The sequence below is a fragment of the Candidatus Eisenbacteria bacterium genome (assembly GCA_016930695.1).
Lineage (GTDB): Bacteria > Orphanbacterota > Orphanbacteria > Orphanbacterales > Orphanbacteraceae > JAFGGD01.
Genome location: JAFGGD010000034.1, coordinates 51,256 through 69,483 on the forward strand (window position 1 = coordinate 51,256; position 18,228 = coordinate 69,483).

General features: G+C 67.3%; 12 protein-coding genes. 10 read left to right on the forward strand and 2 right to left on the reverse strand.

Features of this window, described 5'->3' with window-relative positions; translation table 11 throughout:
- Positions 1-46: 46 nt before the first annotated feature.
- Positions 47-730: a glycosyltransferase family 2 protein gene (locus JW958_07760; GenBank protein ID MBN1826145.1), complete on the reverse strand. Its 684-nt coding sequence runs from the start codon at positions 728-730 to the stop codon at positions 47-49.
- A 311-nt stretch (positions 731-1,041) separates the two neighbouring features.
- Between JW958_07760 and JW958_07765 the strand changes: the two genes are divergently transcribed.
- From JW958_07765 to lnt, 4 genes are all read left to right on the forward strand, one after another.
- Entirely contained in the window at positions 1,042-3,006 is a 1,965-nt protein-coding gene (locus JW958_07765) for a S9 family peptidase (GenBank protein ID MBN1826146.1), read from the forward strand.
- Positions 3,007-3,120: 114 nt separating this feature from the next.
- Positions 3,121-4,440, forward strand: a complete 1,320-nt coding sequence (locus JW958_07770) for a M23 family metallopeptidase (protein ID MBN1826147.1) — start codon at positions 3,121-3,123, stop codon at positions 4,438-4,440.
- Between the two features lie 95 nt (positions 4,441-4,535).
- Positions 4,536-5,741 (forward strand): 2,3-bisphosphoglycerate-independent phosphoglycerate mutase, encoded by a 1,206-nt coding sequence (locus tag JW958_07775; GenBank protein ID MBN1826148.1) that lies wholly within the window; start codon positions 4,536-4,538, stop codon positions 5,739-5,741.
- Positions 5,734-7,314: an apolipoprotein N-acyltransferase gene (gene lnt, locus JW958_07780; GenBank protein ID MBN1826149.1), complete on the forward strand. Its 1,581-nt coding sequence runs from the start codon at positions 5,734-5,736 to the stop codon at positions 7,312-7,314. Before JW958_07775 ends, lnt begins: the two co-directional genes overlap by 8 nt.
- A 64-nt stretch (positions 7,315-7,378) precedes the next feature.
- On the opposite strand, the gene JW958_07785 is transcribed toward lnt, so the two are convergent.
- On the reverse strand, positions 7,379-9,337 hold the full coding sequence (locus tag JW958_07785; GenBank protein ID MBN1826150.1) for a TlpA family protein disulfide reductase: 1,959 nt from the start codon (positions 9,335-9,337) through the stop codon (positions 7,379-7,381).
- A 162-nt stretch (positions 9,338-9,499) separates the two neighbouring features.
- Between JW958_07785 and JW958_07790 the strand changes: the two genes are divergently transcribed.
- The 6 genes from JW958_07790 to purL all read left to right on the forward strand — a co-directional run bounded on the left by JW958_07790 (position 9,500) and on the right by purL (position 18,227).
- Positions 9,500-11,845 (forward strand): Na-K-Cl cotransporter, encoded by a 2,346-nt coding sequence (locus JW958_07790; GenBank protein ID MBN1826151.1) that lies wholly within the window; start codon positions 9,500-9,502, stop codon positions 11,843-11,845.
- A 107-nt stretch (positions 11,846-11,952) separates the two neighbouring features.
- The gene (gene truA / locus JW958_07795; GenBank protein ID MBN1826152.1) at positions 11,953-12,714 is read left to right on the forward strand and encodes a tRNA pseudouridine(38-40) synthase TruA; all 762 of its coding nucleotides are present in this window, start codon (positions 11,953-11,955) and stop codon (positions 12,712-12,714) included.
- A gap of 12 nt (positions 12,715-12,726) precedes the next feature.
- A complete protein-coding gene (gene fsa, locus JW958_07800) occupies positions 12,727-13,380 on the forward strand; it encodes a fructose-6-phosphate aldolase (protein ID MBN1826153.1) in 654 nt (217 codons plus the stop codon).
- Entirely contained in the window at positions 13,373-14,629 is a 1,257-nt protein-coding gene (locus tag JW958_07805) for a trypsin-like peptidase domain-containing protein (protein MBN1826154.1), read from the forward strand. The genes fsa and JW958_07805 overlap by 8 nt, the downstream gene beginning before the upstream one ends.
- Positions 14,626-15,924: an adenylosuccinate lyase gene (locus tag JW958_07810; GenBank protein ID MBN1826155.1), complete on the forward strand. Its 1,299-nt coding sequence runs from the start codon at positions 14,626-14,628 to the stop codon at positions 15,922-15,924. The genes JW958_07805 and JW958_07810 overlap by 4 nt, the downstream gene beginning before the upstream one ends.
- Positions 15,921-18,227 (forward strand): phosphoribosylformylglycinamidine synthase subunit PurL, encoded by a 2,307-nt coding sequence (gene purL / locus JW958_07815; GenBank protein ID MBN1826156.1) that lies wholly within the window; start codon positions 15,921-15,923, stop codon positions 18,225-18,227. Before JW958_07810 ends, purL begins: the two co-directional genes overlap by 4 nt.
- Position 18,228: the final 1 nt, after the last annotated feature.

Here is an 18,228-nt window from a genome sequence, read left to right on the forward strand (position 1 = left end):
GGTTTAGAGGATCGGCCGCCGGAGGAGGAGGGCGGGGCGCCTTCGATCAGTCGCCGAGCCAGAATCGGACGATGTAGTAAAAGGCGGCCACCCCGTCCTTCCAGCCGATCTTTTTCCCCTCGGCGTAATCACGGCCGTCGTAGGAGATGGGGATCTCGTAGACGCGGTACTTGCGCCGGGCGATCTTGGCGGTGATCTCCGGCTCGATGCCGAACCGGTTCGCCTTCAAAGGAAGCGATTTCAGAATGTCCGACTTGAAGACCTTGTAGCAGGTCTCCATGTCGGTGAGATTCAGGTTGGTGAACATGTTGGAGATCGTCGTGAGGGTCTTGTTCCCGAGGTAGTGCCAGTACAGATGGACCCGGACCTCTTCCCCCTTGAAGCGGCTGCCGTACACCACGTCCGCCCGGCCGTCGACGATCGGCCGGACCAGCCGGGGATACTCGCCCGGGTTGTACTCGAGGTCCGCGTCCTGGATGACGGCGATGTCGCCCGTGATGTGGGGGATGGCGGTTCGGATGGCGGCCCCTTTTCCCTGATTCTTCTCGTGAAGAAGGACGCGTACGTTTCCTCCCTCGAGTTCCTTCAGAATCTCCCGAGTCCCGTCGGTGCTGCAATCGTCGACCAGGACGATCTCCTTCTCCAGATCCACTTCCTGGATCCGGCGGATGATCTCCCGGAGCGTCCTCTCTTCGTTGAAAACCGGGACGATGACGGAAAGCACGGGCATGGAAGCCTCCTATCCGAATGAAATTGGTAGCGTTAAGGCTATCCGTCGGCGCCGGTCCTGTCAACGGAAAGTTCTTCCCTATCGGCGGCGGCGCGCCCCCGCTTTCCCTTTCAACTTGACAGGTCCCGGCGCCGATTCGTACGTTCAAGCGGTTTCATTTTTGTCCCACAGCTCGCGTCCGGAGAGCGGAGTTCCGAGAGGTTCGCCCTCCGGATCGGGTACCGCCGATCGATCGCGGCCGGAGTCGTCCGCACCGCGGTTTACCCCCGTTGCCCGGGGAGAGAGATCCCCGGTTCGGAAGGAGAACGACCATGACTCGTCTCGGATTTCTCCTCTTGTTCCCCCTGCTCGGTGCGTTTTTCGTGCTCGGGTGCGGAGCCGGCTCTTCCGGTGACGTGGACCTGATTCCGCGCGAGGTTCTTTTCGGCAACCCGGAGAAGGCGGGTCCGCAGGTTTCTCCGGACGGGACGAAGATGGCCTACGTCGCGCCGGTGGACGGCGTGCTGAACGTGTGGGTCGGCTCCATCGCCGAAGGAGACTACAAACCGGTCACGCGCGACACGGACCGCGGGATCCGGGGATACTTCTTCGCCAAGGACAACAAGCATCTCCTTTACGTGCAGGACAAGGGCGGCGACGAGAATTGGCGCCTCTACGCGGTGAACCTCGAGACCGGCGACATCCGCGACCTGACCCCCTTCGAGGGAGTGCAGGCGCAGATCGTCGATCTGCACAAAGACTATCCGGACGAGATCCTGATCGGTCTCAACATGGAGGACCCCCGTCTGCACGACGTCTATCATCTGACCATCAGCACCGGCGAACTGAACCTGGTGGCGAAGAACCCCGGGAACATCATCGGATGGCAGACCGACGCCGACTTCACCGTGCGGGGCGCTCTCGCCGCGAACATGGAGGGCGGCTTCGATCTGCTCGTGCGCGAGAGCCTCGACGATGAATGGGAAAAGATCCTGACCTGGAGCAGCGAGGACAACATGAACAGCGAGCCGGTCGCCTTCTCCAAGGACGGCGGCTCCATGTACCTCCTCGATTCGCGCAACGCCAACGCGGCCCGTCTCGTTCTGATGGACCTCGCCACCAAGGAATTCGAGGTCATCGCCGAGGACCCGGTTTACGACGTGGGCGGCGTGATGCTCCACCCGGACGAGTACACCGTGCAGGCCTACGCCATCGACCGCGACCGGACCGAGTGGACCGTCGTGGACGACGCCATCCGCGAGGACTGGGCGATCATCGAGCGGCTCCATCCCGGCGACCACGGCCGTCCCCGCCGGAACACGGACGACGACGTCTGGGTGGTCGGTTTCACCGCCGACGACGGCCCGGTCAAGTACTACATGCTCGACCGGAAGACCAAGCAGACCAAGTTCCTCTTCGATCACAAGCCGGACCTGAACGATTACACCCTCGCCAAGATGGAGCCGATCGAGTTCACCTCGCGCGACGGTCTCACCATCCACGGATACGCCACCTTCCCGCCCGGGAAAGGCCGCCGGAACCTGCCGATGGTGCTGAACGTGCACGGCGGGCCTTGGCACCGGGACGGCTGGGGTTACAACCCGGAGGCGCAGTGGATCGCCAACCGCGGCTACCTCTGTTTGCAGGTCAACTTCCGCGGCTCCACCGGCTACGGCAAGGAGTTCCTCAACGCCGGCGACAAGGAGTGGGGCGGCAAGATGCACGACGACCTCGTGGACGCCGTGAACTGGGCGGTGGAGCAGGGCTACGCCGACCCGGAGAAGGTGGCCATCTACGGCGGTTCGTACGGCGGTTACGCCGCGCTGGTGGGCGCCACCTTCACGCCGGAGCTCTTCTGCTGCGCCGTCGACATCGTCGGTCCTTCCAACCTGATCACCTTCATCAACACCATCCCGCCTTACTGGTCCACCTTCCTGGAGGTGATGTACAAGCGCGTCGGCAACCCGGAAACGGACAAGGAATTCCTGGAGTCCCGGTCGCCGCTCTTCAAGGTGAATCAGATCCAGATCCCGATGCTGATCGCCCAGGGCGCCAACGACCCGCGGGTCAACCAGGCCGAGTCGGAGCAGATCGTGGCGGCGCTGAAGGATAAAGGGATCGAATACGAGTACATGCTCTTCCCGGACGAGGGGCACGGCTTCGCCAAGCCGGAGAACCGGCTCAAGTTCTACGCCGCGGCGGAAGCGTTCCTCGCGAAGCATCTGGGCGGGCGGTTCGAGCCCGCGGCGGAAGCGCCGGCGGAAACCCCCGAGGGTGCGGCGCCGGCCGGATCATAAACGAACGAATCGAACGATCCCACGGGGGGTTCCGGGATCGCGGCCCGCGCCGCCGTCCCGGGCCCCCCGAACGACCCGACTCCCTTCCCCCCGCGCGAGGAGCGCGCCCATCTCATGACGAAACCGCTTTGGATGAAGCTCTTCCCGCTTTTCCTGCTGGCGGCGCTCGCCTGCGCCTCTTCGGAAAGGGAGGAGGCGGCGTCGGAGATTTTCGTCGCCGGGGAAGAAACCGCCGTGGCGGAGGAATCGCTGACCGTCGAGGCGGGGAGTCTTCGCAGGGGGGAAACGCCGATGGGTTGGGCGCTCCGGGCCGGCCTCGATCGGAACGAGGCGGCGGACGCGCTTGCCGCCCTCGCCCCGTATCTCCCCCCGTCCCGCTACCGAACCGACGACAGGATCGAGGCCCAGCGCGACCTCGCGGGGAGCCTGGTCCGCTTCGCCGTCACCCGCCGCCACCGGGAGCGCTTCGTCGCGGAGCGCGAGGGAGAGGGATGGAGCGCGCGGCTCGACGCGCCGCCTCTCCGCAAGGAGATCGTCCGCTTCGAGGGGGAGATCGACGGCTCCCTCTGGGAATCGCTCCGGTCCGAGGGGGCGCCGGCGGATCTTGTGGTTCGTTTCGCCGATATTTTTTCCTGGACCTTCGATTTCCTGACCGATTGCCGGGCCGGCGACCGGTACTCTTTTCTCGTCGAGGCGTACTTCGAGGGGGACGAGCTGAACCGTTACGGCGATCTTCTCGTCGCCCGGTACGAGGGGGACCGTGGGAGCGTCTCCGGCGTGATCTACGAGCCGGAGGGGGAGCGCGCGAGCTACTACGCGCCGGACGGAACGTCGCTCCGCAAGATCTTTCTGCGATCCCCGCTCAATTACCGCCGGATCAGCTCGGGGTTCAGCCGAAGCCGTTACCACCCGATCCTGAAGTACTACCGTCCCCACCTGGGAATCGATTACGCAGCCGCCTCCGGGACGCCGGTGGTGAGCGTCGGCGACGGCACGGTGATTTTCTCCGGCCGCAAGGGGGGCTTCGGCAACTACGTGGAGGTGCGGCACAGCCATTCCTACACCACCTGCTACGGCCATCTCTCCCGGTTCGGCAAGGGGGTCCGGAACGGAGCGAGGGTGACGCAGGGGCAGGTGATCGGTTATGTGGGCTCCACCGGCCTCGCCACCGGACCCCATCTGGACTTCCGTATGCGTCGCGGGACGACCTACATCAATCCCCTGTCGGTGAATCTCCCCTCCGCCGATCCGGTTCCCGCCGAACGCCTCAAGGATTTCTACTTCGTCTCCCGCGTTCACTTCGCCGCCCTCGATTTCTTCCCCAGCGGATCCACCGAGGGGAGGAGGGACTTCTTCACCCTCGCCTATCGGGCCGGTCCTTCGGCGGGGCTCATCCCCGGCGCGGGCGGCTCGCAGGATCATCCGATCCCTTGAGCCCCGTGGGAACCCCGTCCGTCGATTGACGGCGACCCGCCCCTCTGCTACCGTCGGTTCGACGTCCACGCGAACTTTTCCGGAGGGATTTCGGAATGAACGTACACGATCTATTGCCTTCGCTCGCCCAAGAGAAGGGGGAGAAAATCGTCTTCGTCGTGTTCGACGGCCTCGGCGGCCTCCCGGACCGGGTGAGCGGCAAGACCGAACTGGAAGCGGCGAGCAAACCCAATCTGGACCGTCTCGCCAAGAAGGGGCAGCTCGGCCTGATCGATCCGGTCGGCCCGGGGATCACGCCCGGCAGCGGACCGGGCCACCTGGGAATCTTCGGTTACGACCCGCTCGAGTATCAGGTGGGGCGGGGGGTGCTGGAGTCCTTCGGCATCGGTTTCGAGCTGAACGAGATCGACCTGGCGGCTCGGATCAATTTCTGCACGCTCGACGGCGAGGGGCGGATCACCGACCGGCGGGCGGGGAGAATCCCCACCGAGGAGTGCGAACGTCTCACGGCGCTTCTCGAGGGGATCGAGATCCCCGGCGTGGAGGTGTTCGTCCGACCCGTGAAGGAGCACCGGGCGGCGGTGATCTTCCGCGGGGACGGGTTGGAGGACGGGCTCACCGACTCGGATCCGCAGGCGACGGGGGTGGAACCCGATCCCGTGCGGGCGCTGAAGCCCGAAGCGGAGCGCTCGGCGGAGATCGCCAACCGTTGGATCGCGGAAGCCCGGGAGAGGCTCCGCGGCGAGGAGCGGGCGAACGGCCTCATGCTCCGCGGCATCTCCCGCTATCGTCCCTTCCCTTCCTTCCGGGAGCGTTACGGCCTTCGGGCGGTGGCGCTGGCGCTCTACCCGATGTACCGCGGGCTGGCCCGCCTGGTCGGGATGGACGTTTTGGATGTAAAGGGATCAAACGCGTCCAGCTTCGAGGCGGTCACGGCGCACTATAACGAATACGATTTCTTTTTCGTTCACATCAAGGATACGGACAAGGCGGGCGAGGACGGCGACGGGGAAGCGAAGCGGAAGGCGATCGAGAAGACGGACCGGTTGTTCGCCCGTCTCGACGACCTGCCCGACAAAGTGGTCATCGTCACGGGGGACCACTCCACGCCGTCGCAGCTGAAGTCGCACAGCTGGCATCCGGTCCCTTTCCTGATTCAGGGAAGGACGGTCCGCCCGGACGATCGTGCCCGGTTCGGCGAGAGCGACTGCTCCGGCGGGTCCCTCGGTCGTTTCCCGGCGATTCACATTCTCCCACTCGCCCTGGCCCATGCCGGGCGGCTCAAGAAATTCGGTGCCTGAACGAACCGATCTCCGCGGAGGGGCGGGAGGGGGGAGACTCGCCCTTCTCGTCCCGTTTCTCGCCGGGGTCGTCGCTTCGCTCCCCTTCCAGAAACACGTGCCCGGCGCGTTCGTCCTCTTTTCCCTCGTCCCCTTCCTGCTGATTCTGCGGAGCGAGTCCCGGGATCGATCCCTCTTCCGCGCGCTCCGGACCGGCTGGCTCTTCGGCTTCGGCTTTTTTCTCGCGCTCCTTTATTGGGTCGCTCTTCTCGCCGAGACGGAGATCCCGGTTCGGGCGATCGCGGCGGGGGGATATCTCCTTCTCTCCGCCTACCTCGCCTTTTTCCCGGGGCTCTTCGCGGCCGCCCTCCGGCTCGGGTCGCGGCGTTTCCCCGCGTTCCTTCTCGCCCCCGTTCTCTGGGGCGTGCTGGAGTATCTCCGCGCGTCGGGTCCCCTCGGCTTTCCCTGGGGAGCGCCCGGATACGCACTGATCGAATATGCGTCTCTGGTGCAGATCGCCCGGCTCGGCGGGGTGGACGCGGTCACCTTCGCCGTGGTCGCCGTGAACGCCCTCGTCGCGGAGGGGATGGTCGGCTTCGCCCGAGAGCGTCCCCGAACGGGCGTCGCCGCCTTCGCCGCCGCAGCCCTCCTTCTCTTCGGGATCGGCCTGGACGGCGTTCGGGCGGTCCGCTCCAAAATCCGAGCCGAGGGGCGCCCTCTTCGGATCGCGGTGGTCCAGCCCGACATCTCCGCCGAGAAGAAATGGGACGAGGACTACAAGGAGAAATCGATCGAGATTCTGGGAGGACTCACCCGCGAGGCGGCGGAGAGGGAGGGCCCTCTCGACCTGGCGGTCTGGCCGGAGACGGGCGTGCCCGCTTACGTGCTTCACGAGCACCGCTACCTACGGATGATCCTGGAGGTGGTGGAGGAGACCGGCGTTCCGCTTCTCTTCGGCTTCCCCAACGCCGAGTACCGGGTCGAAACCGGCTACGAGTATTACAACTCGGCGATGCTCCTCGACCGGGAAGGCCGCTCGGTCGGAGAGTACAGGAAGATCCATCTAGTCCCCTTCGGGGAGAGGCTTCCCCTGCACGGGAAGGTGGGTTGGATCACCGATCTGAACTTCGGCGAGGCGGACTTCAATCCCGGTACGTCCTACACGGTCTTCCCCCTGGGCGGGACCTCCTTCTCCGCCAATATCTGTTTCGAGGCGATTTTCCCACCCCTGATCCGCCGTTTCGCGCGGGAGGGTTCCCGTTTTCTGGTGAACCTGACCAACGACGCCTGGTTCGGAACCACCGCCGCGCCGCACCAGCACGCAGCCATGGCCCGGATGCGCTCCGTCGAGACCGGCCTCTTCCTCGCCCGCTCCGCCAACACGGGCATCAGCCTGATCGCCGATCCCCGCGGGCGTGTGCTGAAGAGCATCGGTCTCTTCGAGAGAGGCGCGGTGACGGCGGAGATCCTACCGGTCCGGAGCCGCACCTTTTCGGTCCGGCACGGCGACTGGCTCCCCGCCGTCGAGGCGGCTCTGGCGGCGATTTTTCTGTTGCTCTCCCCGGCGTCTCGGCGGCGGACTCTTCTCTTCTGAACGGTTCGTGGGCGAAAAAAAAGGACCCCCGAGGGGGTCCTTTCCTACGCGTCCGGCGGCACGCTCAGCGGGCGAGGGCGTAATCGATCTTGAGGCGCATCTCCTCGTCCCCTTTCTCTTCGTCGAAACCGACGATCTTGAAGAGGATCGTTCCGTCCCGTCCGATGAGGCAGGTGGTGGGAATCGCCGGAACGGCGAAAAGCTCCGCCGCGGTTTTTACCCCTTCGCCGGGATCCAGGTCGAGGTAGTAGGGCATGGTGAGACCCAACTCCCCCCACTTTTCACGGACGCCGGCCAGGCGCTCTTCGTCGGCGGTTCTCTCCCAGACGTTGATCGGAAGAACAATCAGATCGTCGCCCGCCTCTTTTCTTGTCTCATAAATCGTTTCTACGTGCGGCAGGGAGCGGCGGCAAGGCCCGCACCAGGTGGCCCAGAAATCGATCAACACCGGGCGGCCGAGGAAACCGGCCAGGGTGAGGGTGTCGCCCCCCGTGTCCAGGAAGCGGATCTCCGGAACGGGCCAGCGGAGCGCCCTCCGGTCCAGGCGGGCCATCGCCTCGGCCCGGCCCTCCTCGCGGAGCCGGGCGGCGTGGGCGTCGAAGTCCCCTTCCCCCTCCGCCTCCCAGAGTGCGCGCCACTCTTCCGTCGCTTCCCCGGAGGGTCGGGCGGCGCGGGCGAGAAGGTCGTATGCCTCGAGGGCGCCCTCGGTGTCCCCCGTTCGAGAGCGGATCCGGGCGGCGCGCAGGAGCATGTCGGGCGTCGCCTGCTCCGGGAGATCCCGGAGAGCCCTGCCGAGCGCCTCCGCCGCCCCGGCGTCGTCGCCGCGCGTTTCCCGGACGCGGGCGAGCAGGTGGAGGAGAGAGGCGAGGGTCTCCCTCCGGTTTCTCTCCCACTCCGCGGGGGAAAGCCCCTCGCCGGCGGACGGCGATGCGCCTTCCTCTTCGCGGATCGCGCGGAGAAGCGTCTCCTCCGCTTCGTCCAAAAGCTCCCCTTCATCGAGGAGGGTTTCCGCGTAGAGGGAGAGGACGAAGCGTTCCACGGGCTTCCCCTCATGGATCAACGCTCGCGCGTTCTCTCTCTCGCCCAGGTAGCGCAGGTAGAGATAGATGGCGTAGGTGCGCGCCTCCTCCGCTTCCTTCGCGTCCGGGTGCTCCCGGGCGAAGCGCTCCATCTCCCGGGCGAAGCGCCCGCGGTCTTCCTCCTCCATCACGCGACGGTAGAGCACCGAGGAGGCGAACCGGGTCCGGGGGAAACGGGCGATCAGCGCGTCGGTGAGGCTGTCCCGGAGCGTCTCACCGCCGATCAGGGCGTAGAGGTCGAGCGCTCCCTCCGTTGCGGGCGGGGGCTCGGTCCAGTTCTCTTGATTCATGAAAAATTGGTCCGCCTCGGCGCGCGCCGCCGCGAGCAACGAGTCCGCGCGGGCTTTATCCGGTTCTTCCTTCTCAAGGACGCGGGCCCACCGGACGAAACGCGCCTCGGCCGACTCCGGGCGTTCCTCCACCGACTTCTCCAGTTCCTCGAGCGCCCGCGCGCGGTCCCGGGGGACGCGAACCACGTCGGTGAGCCTCTCCTCGCCGGCGAGGAGGCGGTAGTACTGGTAACGCGCGCCGGCGACGGGCGTCTCCCCTTCATGGAAGAGAAGCACCCACGGGTCTCCCCGGTTGTTGTCCACCACCTCCGGGTCGGTGGGATCGACGAAAGCGCACACCAGAAGGACGGGTTCCTTCGGGGTCAGTTCCACCGGCGCGAGCGCAGCCTCCCAGGCCGGGCCGCGGCGTTCCATCGGGACCTCTCCGGCGAGGAGACCGCCCTCCTTGTCGACCAGCGTGAAGCGGAAGACCGCCGACCCGGAGCGAAGAGGGGACGGGGAGAGGCCGGGGGTATAGCGGACGGTGATCCGGTCCGCCGGGGTCGGTCTCTCCGGCGTGAAAGCCACGGTTTTCTCCTCTCCCTTCCGCGCACAGGACGCGAGAAGAGCGAGGATGAGGATCGGGGGAAGGATGGCGCGCGTGATCCGGTTCATGTTCACCTCCCGTAGTCGAAGATCGCCCGCGAGGTTATCACAGAGGGCGAACGGGGTCGCCGGGAAAGGAGGGAGAGGGGCCGGGCGCGGCGACGATAGACCTTGCTGGGCGCTCGCCGCCGGGAATAGAATCGCCACGATTCAGGGGAGGGAAGAGGAGCGATGGAAAGGACGGAAGGAAAACTGGGGACTTTTCTGGGGGTGTACGCCCCCACGATCTTGACGATCCTCGGGGTGATCCTCTTTCTGCGGGTCGGCTGGCTCGTGGGGAGTCTGGGACCGGCGCGCCTCCTCGCCGTCGTCCTCCTCGCCAATAGCATCACGGCGATTACGGCTTTTTCCTTCTCGTCGGTGGCGACCAACACCCGCGTCGGGACCGGGGGGGCTTACTACATCATCTCCAGGAGCCTCGGCATTGAAGCGGGCGGGGCGATCGGCATTCCCCTCTTTCTCTCGCAGGCTCTATCGGTGACCCTGTACTCCTTCGGTTTGGCCGAGTCGCTCCGCTTTCTCTGGCCGGGCGTTCCCCTGCAAACCGCCGCGGTGATCATCATACTGGCCGTAGCGGGGATCGCCCTGCTCGGCGCGAAGCAGGCGCTCCGGACGCAGATTCCCCTGATGGTGCTCGTGGGCGCCTCGCTGGTCGCCCTCGTCGTGGGGGCGCTTCTCCGGCCCGCGGTCCCCGCCGCGCCGCCCCCCGGTCCGGGCGAGAGCATCGGTTTCTGGATCGGTTTCGCGATCTTCTTTCCGGCGGTGACCGGCGTGATGGCCGGGCTCGGTCTCTCCGGCGATTTGCGGAATCCGGGCCGCGCGATTCCGCTCGGCACTTTGGCGGCCGTCTTCACCGGATGGGTGATCTACCTCATCGTGCCCGTTCTTCTCCACCGGGCCGCCCCGGCGGATGCGCTTCGGAACGATTCCCTCGTCTGGACGCGGATCGCCCTTCTCGGCCCGTGGATCGTTTTCCCCGGCCTTTGGGCGGCGATCTTCTCGTCGGCGGTCGGGTCGATCCTGGGCGCCCCGCGGACGCTGCAGGCCCTCGCCAGGGATGGACTCGCGCCCCGCTTTCTCGGCGGGTCGGGCGAGGGGAGTAAGGCCCTCCTGCCGGGGCTCGCCGTCTCACTCGTCATCGCCCTCTCGGCGACGGCGCTCGGCGGGCTGAACGCGGTGGCCGCGCTGGTGACGATGTTCTTCCTCACCGTGTACGGGACGGCGAACCTGGTCGCCGCCTTCGAAACGCTGAGCGGTGACACCTCCTGGCGGCCCAAAATCCGAGTTCCCTGGCCGGTCGCGCTGGCCGGCGGCTTCGCCTGCGTGGCCGTGATCTTCCTGATCCGACCCCTGATGGGGGCCGTCGCCCTTCTCGCCGAGCTGGCTCTTTGGATAGTACTCTCCCGGCGCGAATACGCCGCCAACTGGGGGGACGTCCGCCGTGGGCTCTATGAGAGCGTGATCCGCTGGGCGTTGGTCCGCCTCGCCGACAGGCCGCCGAGCGCCCGGAACTGGCGCCCCCACGTTCTCGTTTTCACGAGCGATCCGTTGCGGGAACTCGATCTGGTCCGCTTCGGCGACTGGTTCAGCCAGGGGAGGGGAGTGGTCACGGTCTGTCGCCTGGTCGTCGGCGACCTGCTCAAGGACGATCTCGGTCTGGCGGAGAAGCGCCTCGAAATTCAGGAGATTCTGGACGCGGAAAAGCTCACCGCTTTCGCCGAAGTGGACGTGGTGCGGGAACTGGTGGATGGGGTCGTTCAGGTGGCGCAGGCGAACGGCATGGCGGGAATCGCGAGCAACACGGTCCTTCTCGGTTGGCCGGAGGAGGAGTCGCTCCAGGTGCAGTTCCTGAGGAGCATGCGCCGTCTGGAGGTCCTCAATAAGTCGCTGGTGCTGGCGCGGATCCGACCGAGCCGCGCCTACCGCCGCGAGGGGGTGAGGCGGACGATCCATATCTGGTGGGGCGGGCCTGCAGAGGAACGGCGACCTGATGCTCCTCCTGGCGCACCTGCTGGCCCGAAATCCTTCCTGGAGGGACGCGAGGGTCCGCGTGATGAGTGTCGCCTCCACCGAGACGGCCCGATCCCAAACCGAATCGTTTCTCGCCGGGCTGATCGCGGAAATCCGGATCCGGGCGGAGACGGAGGTGATCCTCAAGCCGAAGGATACGACCGTCACGGAATTGATTCAGGAGAGAAGCAAGGACGCCGAGGTCGTCTTCCTCGGGCTCGCCACGCCGGAGCGGGGCGAGGAGGCGGAATACGCCGGGCGTCTCGAAAAGCTCGCCGGGGATCTCCCGATGGTGTTTTTCGTCAAGAACGCGAGCCTCTTCATCGGCGAGTTGATGACCTGATCGGGCGACGCCGCCGGCCCTCGCCCCCCTTCCCGACGGAGGGCCGGTCCCCTTCGCCGGCGCTCCCGCCAGCGCCAAGATACGGTTCAAGGACGCGCCGCCCCTTCCGCCCGTGTCCTTTCTCTTTGACCGGGCTCGGCCGACGTGTTTCAATGCGTTTTTAGGGAGGAAGGCGCCTCCGCGGCGCCGAGAGACCGGCCGAGAACGCGCGCCGGGGAAGGTCGGCCCCCTCCCGGAAGAGCACCCCTTCTCCGATTCGTTCGGTTTACGCATGTATATCTTCGGCATCGAAGTCCGTTTCGAGGGCACCGACTTCGCCGGCTGGCAGGTCCAGCCCGGCCGTCGCACCGTACAGGGGGAGATCGAGTGCGCCCTCGCCCGGCTTTTCGGCGGGCCGGTCCGCCTGCACGGCGCGGGGAGGACCGATGCGGGCGTGCACGCCCTCCGCGCCGTCGCCGCCTTCCACGTCGAGACGGACCTGGACGCCGACACCATCGGCCGCGCCCTCCGCGCGATGCTCCCTCCGGATATCCTCCTCCTCCGGGCCGCCCCGGCGCGGGAGGGGTTCGACCCGAGGCGGCACGCCCTCTCCCGCACCTACCGCTATCGGATCCTCCGGGGCGCGGATCCCTTCCGGCGGCGTTTCGTGTGGGAACGACGGGGGGCGCTCCGGATCGAACCGATGGCCCGCGCCGTCTTCGACCTCCTCGGCGAGAGGGACCACACCTCCTTCGCCGCCTCCACGCGGAAGGGGCGGGAAAACACGGTCCGGGTCGACCATGCTTCTTGGGAAGAAGAGGGAGACGAGATCCGTTTCACCATTACGGCGAACCGCTTCCTTCATCACATGGTTCGTAATATAGTGGGGACTTTCGTGGAGATCGGGAGGGGAACGCGCCTGTCGGACGGCATCGCCGGTCTCCTCGAGGCGCGGGACAGACGCCTCGCGGGACCGACCGCGCCGGCCCGCGGCCTCTGCCTCGTGGAAATCGATTACGGCGAAGGATGGGCCGCCCGCGGACCCACCGCCTGAGGAGGAGATCGGATGAGGTTTTTCCTGGACACGGCCAACCTGGACGAGATCCGCGAGGCGGCTTCCCTCGGTGTTCTGGCCGGGGTGACCACCAACCCGACCCTTCTGGCGCGGGACGGCGGCGACCCGATGGAGAACCTGCGGGCGATCTGCGAGGTCGTGGACGGCCCGGTGAACGCCGAGGTGGTGGGAACCGACGCGGAGACGATCGTGCGGGAGGGGAAGAAGCTCCGTCTTCTCGGCGACAACATCTGCGTCAAGATCCCGATGAACAAGGAGGGGCTGAAGGCGGTGCACGCCCTCGACGCCGAGGGAATCGACACCACCGTCACCCTGATCTTCAATCCCCAGCAGGCGCTTCTGGCGGCGCGCGCCGGCGCCACCTACGTCTGCCCCTTCGTGGGGCGCCTCGACGACGTGGGCTACGACGGCCTCGACGTGATCCGGGACATCGTCGAGATCTTCGAAACCCACGACATCGCGACGGAGGTTCTTGTCGCGAGCGTCCGCAACCCGATCCACGTCCTCGAGGCGGCGATCGCGGGCGCCGGGATCGCCACGGTGCCGCTGAAAGTTCTCGATCAGATGATCCGTCATCCACTGACCGACCGGGGGATCGAGCAATTCCTTCAGGACTGGAGGAAACTGGGGGTGGACATTGCGTAACCGTCTCGCCGATCGAAGCGGATCGATCGCGCGCGCTCTCTTTCTGCTCCTGTTCAGCTTCGGTGTCGGCGCCGCCGTGGTTTTCCTGCTCCTACGGGGAACGGAGCAAGGACCGCCGCGCTCCGGCGATGAGGGGGAGGAGCCGGTCGTCGAAGCGCGGCCCGCTTCGGGGTTCCCCCCGGCCGTCGAAACGGGAGTGACCGACGCGATCGATACCTCCCGGAGAAACGCCATCGTGACCGCCGCCGAGAGGGTGAGCCCGTCGGTGGTGACCGTCTCGGTGAAGAGTTACCGCGTCGTCCGCCAGACTCCCTTCGGCGGCAGCGGCGAACTCTTCTCCCAGTTCTTCCGCGACTTCCTCCCTTACCGGGAATACGTCACGCCGGTGGCGAACATGGGTTCCGGCGTGATCATCAGTCCCCAGGGGTACGTGCTCAGCAACGCCCACGTGCTCGAGGGGGCGGAGCAGATCGAGGTCGTGCTCAGCGACGGCCGCGAGTTCGCGGCGGAACTGATCGGCACCGATCCATCCTACGATCTGTCGGTGATCCGGATCGAGGGAGAGGATCTCCCGGTGGCGCCCCTGGGCGACTCGGACGGCCTGGTGATCGGCGAGTGGGCCCTCGCCATCGGCAACCCTTTCGGTTACCTTCTGAACAACACGCAGCCCTCGGTCACCGTCGGAGTGATCAGCGCCGTGCACCGGGACGTGCGACCCGGCGACACGGGCCGCGGGATCTACAAGGACATGATCCAGACGGACGCCGCCATCAATCCGGGAAACAGCGGCGGACCGCTGGTGAACGCCCGGGGCGAGGTGGTGGGGATCAACACCTTCATCTTCACCAAGAGCGGCGGCTCCCTCGGCGTCGGCTTCGCCATTCCGATCAACACGGCGGGCCGGATCGTGGAGGAATTGATCCGATACGGCCAGGTGCGACAGGTCTGGGTCGGCGTGCGCGTGCAGGAGATCAACGCTCGCGCGGCGCGCATCCTCGGCCTCACGTCTCAGGACGGGGTCCTCGTCAGCTACGTGGACGAGGGGAGCCCGGCGCAGGAGACGGGAATCCAGGTGGGGGACGTGATCATCGCCGTGAACGGCGAGCGGGTCGTGGGGATCGAGGAGGCGCGTCGCGCGCTCTTCGGCGTGCAGGTGGGGGACACCCTCGACCTGGCGGTGGTCCGGAAGGGGGAGATGATGGGTTTCCGTCTCACCATGCGCGAACAGCCGAGGGGGCGGGAGCAGTGATCGCGCGGTACACCCGCCCCGAAATGGCGGCGGTCTGGAGCGACGAAAGGCGCTACGCCCTCTGGTTGCGGATCGAGATCGCCGTCGCCGAAGCGATGGAGAGGCGGGGATCGATCCCGCCGGGCGTGACGGAGGCCGTGCGGGCGCGCTCCCGTGTTTCCGCGGAGCGGATCGCCGAGATCGAGAGGGAGACGCGCCACGACGTGATCGCTTTTCTGGAGTGCGTCGAGGAGTCGGTCGGCGCGGAGGCGCGCTGGCTCCACCTGGGTCTCACTTCGTCGGACCTTCTCGATACCGCACTGGCGCTCCAGATCGCGGACGCGGCCGTCGTCGTCCGCCGGGAGGGCGCGGAACTCGCCGCCGCGCTCCGGGAGCGGGCGGTCCGCCACAAGCGGCTCGTCGCCGTCGGCCGCACCCACGGCATGTACGCCGAGCCGATCACTTATGGTCTAAAGTTCGCCCTCTGGTCCCTCGAGATCGAGCGGGGCATGGAGCGGCTCGAGCGTGCCTTGGAGGAGATTCGCCGCGGCAAGCTTTCCGGTGCCGTGGGGACCCTCGCCCACGTTCCGCCCGAACTGGAGGAGGAGGTGCTGGCGTCGCTCGGCCTTTCCCCCGAGCCGATCGCGAGCCAGGTGGTCCAGAGGGACCGCCACGCGGCGCTCCTCGCGGCGATCGCTCTCCTCGGAGCGTCGATCGAGAAGATGGCCACCGAGATCCGGAGCCTGCAGAAGAGCGACGTGGGGGAGGTGGAGGAGCCTTTTCGGGAGAAGCAGAAGGGTTCCTCGGCGATGCCCCACAAGAGGAACCCGATCCTCTGCGAGAACCTGGTCGGCCTGGCGCGGCTCCTCCGGAGCTACGTCGTTCCGGCGATGGAGAACGTGGCGCTCTGGCATGAACGGGACATCAGCCACAGCGCCGTGGAGAGGGTGATTCTCCCCGACGCCTTCACGCTTCTCGATTTCGCCTTGGCCCGCTTCACCGGCGTCGTTCGGGGCCTCCGGATCCGCGAGGAGCGGGTGCGGCGAAACCTGGAGGCGGCGAAGAGCGGCTGCGCCGCCGGGTCGGTCCTCCTCGCCCTCGCGCGGAAAGGGCTCGCCCGGCGCGACGCCTACCGCTTGGTCCAGAGTCTCGCCCATCGCGCCGAGGAAGAAGAACTCGATCTGGAGAGGCTCCTGTCGGAGGACGCCGAGGTCGCGGCCCGGCTCTCCGAGGAGGAGATCCGGGAAGCTTTTGATTGGAATCATCACGTCCGGCGCGTGGACGATCTCTTCCGGCGCGCGGGGATCGAGGGATGAGCGGGCGGGTTTGGCGGCAGGTCATCGCGCTGACCCCCGATGAGAGGCGGCGGGTTGCGGTACTCCTCGGCCGCGAACCCACGCCGGTCGAGCTGCAGATTTTCGATCTTCTCTGGAGCGAGCACTGTTCCTACAAGTCGAGCCGGAACGCGCTGAAGACGCTCCCCGTCGAGGGGCCCACGGTGCTCCTCGGTCCGGGCGAAGACGCGGGAATCCTCCGGTTCACGGAGTGGGAAGGGCGGCGCTACGGGATCGTGGTGGCCCATGAGAGCCACAACCACCCCTCCCAGGTGGTGCCGATGGAGGGGGCGGCGACGGGGATCGGGGGCGTGGTGCGGGACGTGATCTGCATGGGCGCCGAGGTGATCGGCGTGCTCGACCCGCTCCGTTTCGGCGATCCGGAGGGACGCCATTCCCACAGGAGCCGGGACATCGCCCGCGGCGTGGTGAAAGGGATCGCGGGATACGCCAATCCGCTCGGCGTGCCGAACCTGGGGGGCGATCTCTGCTTCGACGCCTGTTACGACGACAACTGTCTGGTCAACGTGGTCGCCGTGGGTCTCGTCGAGGAGGACCGGGTGCTGCCGAGCGCCGTTCCCGCCGCGGGAAGGAAGGGGGACTATCGATTCGTGCTCGTCGGCAAGCCGACCGACGGAAGCGGGTACGGCGGCGCCACACTCGCCTCGGCGGTCCTGGAGGAGGAGCCCGGCGAGGAGCAGAAGGGGGCGGTGCAGGTACCGGATCCTTTCCTGAAACGTGTGCTGAACGTCGCCCTCGGCGATCTCTTTCGGCGCGCCGCGGAGCGCGGAATCGCTTTAGGATGCAAGGATCTGGGGGCGGGCGGTCTCAGCTGCGTCGCCTCGGAAATGGCGGACAAGAGCGGGATGGGGGTGGAGATCGATCTGGACCGTCTTCCCCTCGCCGAGCCGGTGCCGGATTATGTGGCGGCGGTGGCGGAGACGCAGGAGCGCTACGGCCTCGCCGTCCCCGCCGGTTTCGTGGAGGAGACGCTCCGTCTCTTCAACGAGGAGTACGAGCTCCCGTCGATCTACCGCGGCGCGCGGGCGGCCGAGATCGGAAGGTTCACTGCTGAACGAGCCATGCGGATCCTCCGCGGCGAGAAGACGGTCTGCGACGCGCCGGTGGAGTCGATCACCTGCCCGGTCCTCCTCGACCGGGAGGCGCGCCCCGCGCCGGCGCCGCCGGAGGGTGTTTTCTCCTGGGACGGCGACGCGGCGGAGGCGCTCCTCGCAATGCTCGCCTCGCCGAACGGCGGCTCCGCCGAGCCCCTCTTCCGCTCCTACGACACGGAGGTGCAGGGGAGGGCGGTGATTCGCCCCGGCGAGGCGGACGCGTCGGTGATCCTCCCGATCCCCGGATGCCCCGTCGGGCTCGCCGCGACGGTGGACGGCAATCCGTGGTACGGCCGGCTCGACCCGCGCGCCGCCGGGGCGCTCGCGGTGGCCGAGGGGGCGCGCAATCTCGCCGCGGTCGGCGCCCGCCCTCTCGGCATGACCGACTGCCTCAACTACGGCAACCCCGAGGACCCCGAGGTGTACCACCAGTTCCTCGAGGGGGTGCGGGGGATCCGGGAGGGGGCGGAGGGGATCGGCCTCGCCGAGGATCCCGCCTCCCCCATCCCGATCGTGAGCGGGAACGTCAGCTTCTACAACGAATCGTCCCGGGGGAACGCGGTCGCGCCTTCGCCGATTCTCTGCATTCTCGGGATCGTGCATGACGCATCCCGGGCGGTGACGATGGGGCTGAAGCGCGGGGAGAGCCGCCTGATTCTCTTCGGTGAACGGTACGACGACCTCGGCGGCTCCCTTTTCGCGCGGGTCGTCGCCGGGAGCCTCGGCGGGCGCCCGCCCCTCTTCCGTTCGGACGAGGAGCGGCCGGCGATTCACTTGATGAGCGCCCTCGCCGGCGAGGGGAGGATCCGGGCGGCCCACGACATCGGCCAGGGCGGGTTTCTGGTCGCCCTCGCCGAGATGCTCTCCGCCGCGCGGGATTCCGAGATCGGCGCGCGGATCGACGCGGACCTCTTCGGGAGTGAAGTTTCTCTCGCGGCGCGTCTCTTCGGCGAGTCCGCCGGCTTCCTCCTCGAGGTCGACGCCGCCGAGGCGCCGGCGATCCTTGAGCGGGCGACGCGCGCCGGGATCCCCGCCTTCGGCATCGGCGGGACCGACCGGAGCGGACGGCTCCGGGTGGACCGGGCGGGGGCGGCGGCGGTGGATCTCCGGGCCGGGCGGATCCGCGAAACCCGTCGGGAGGCGCTCGCCTCCCTCTTCCCGGGGGTGTGAC

Bases quoted from the DNA above. Each gene is read 5' to 3' on its own strand.
- JW958_07760 (MBN1826145.1), bottom strand. From the start codon at position 730: ATGCCCGTGCTTTCCGTCATCGTCCCGGTTTTCAACGAAGAGAGGACG.
- JW958_07765 (MBN1826146.1), top strand. From the start codon at position 1,042: ATGACTCGTCTCGGATTTCTCCTCTTGTTCCCCCTGCTCGGTGCGTTT.
- JW958_07770 (MBN1826147.1), top strand. From the start codon at position 3,121: ATGACGAAACCGCTTTGGATGAAGCTCTTCCCGCTTTTCCTGCTGGCG.
- JW958_07775 (MBN1826148.1), top strand. From the start codon at position 4,536: ATGAACGTACACGATCTATTGCCTTCGCTCGCCCAAGAGAAGGGGGAG.
- JW958_07785 (MBN1826150.1), bottom strand. From the start codon at position 9,337: ATGAACCGGATCACGCGCGCCATCCTTCCCCCGATCCTCATCCTCGCT.
- JW958_07790 (MBN1826151.1), top strand. From the start codon at position 9,500: ATGGAAAGGACGGAAGGAAAACTGGGGACTTTTCTGGGGGTGTACGCC.
- truA (MBN1826152.1), top strand. From the start codon at position 11,953: ATGTATATCTTCGGCATCGAAGTCCGTTTCGAGGGCACCGACTTCGCC.
- fsa (MBN1826153.1), top strand. From the start codon at position 12,727: ATGAGGTTTTTCCTGGACACGGCCAACCTGGACGAGATCCGCGAGGCG.
- purL (MBN1826156.1), top strand. From the start codon at position 15,921: ATGAGCGGGCGGGTTTGGCGGCAGGTCATCGCGCTGACCCCCGATGAG.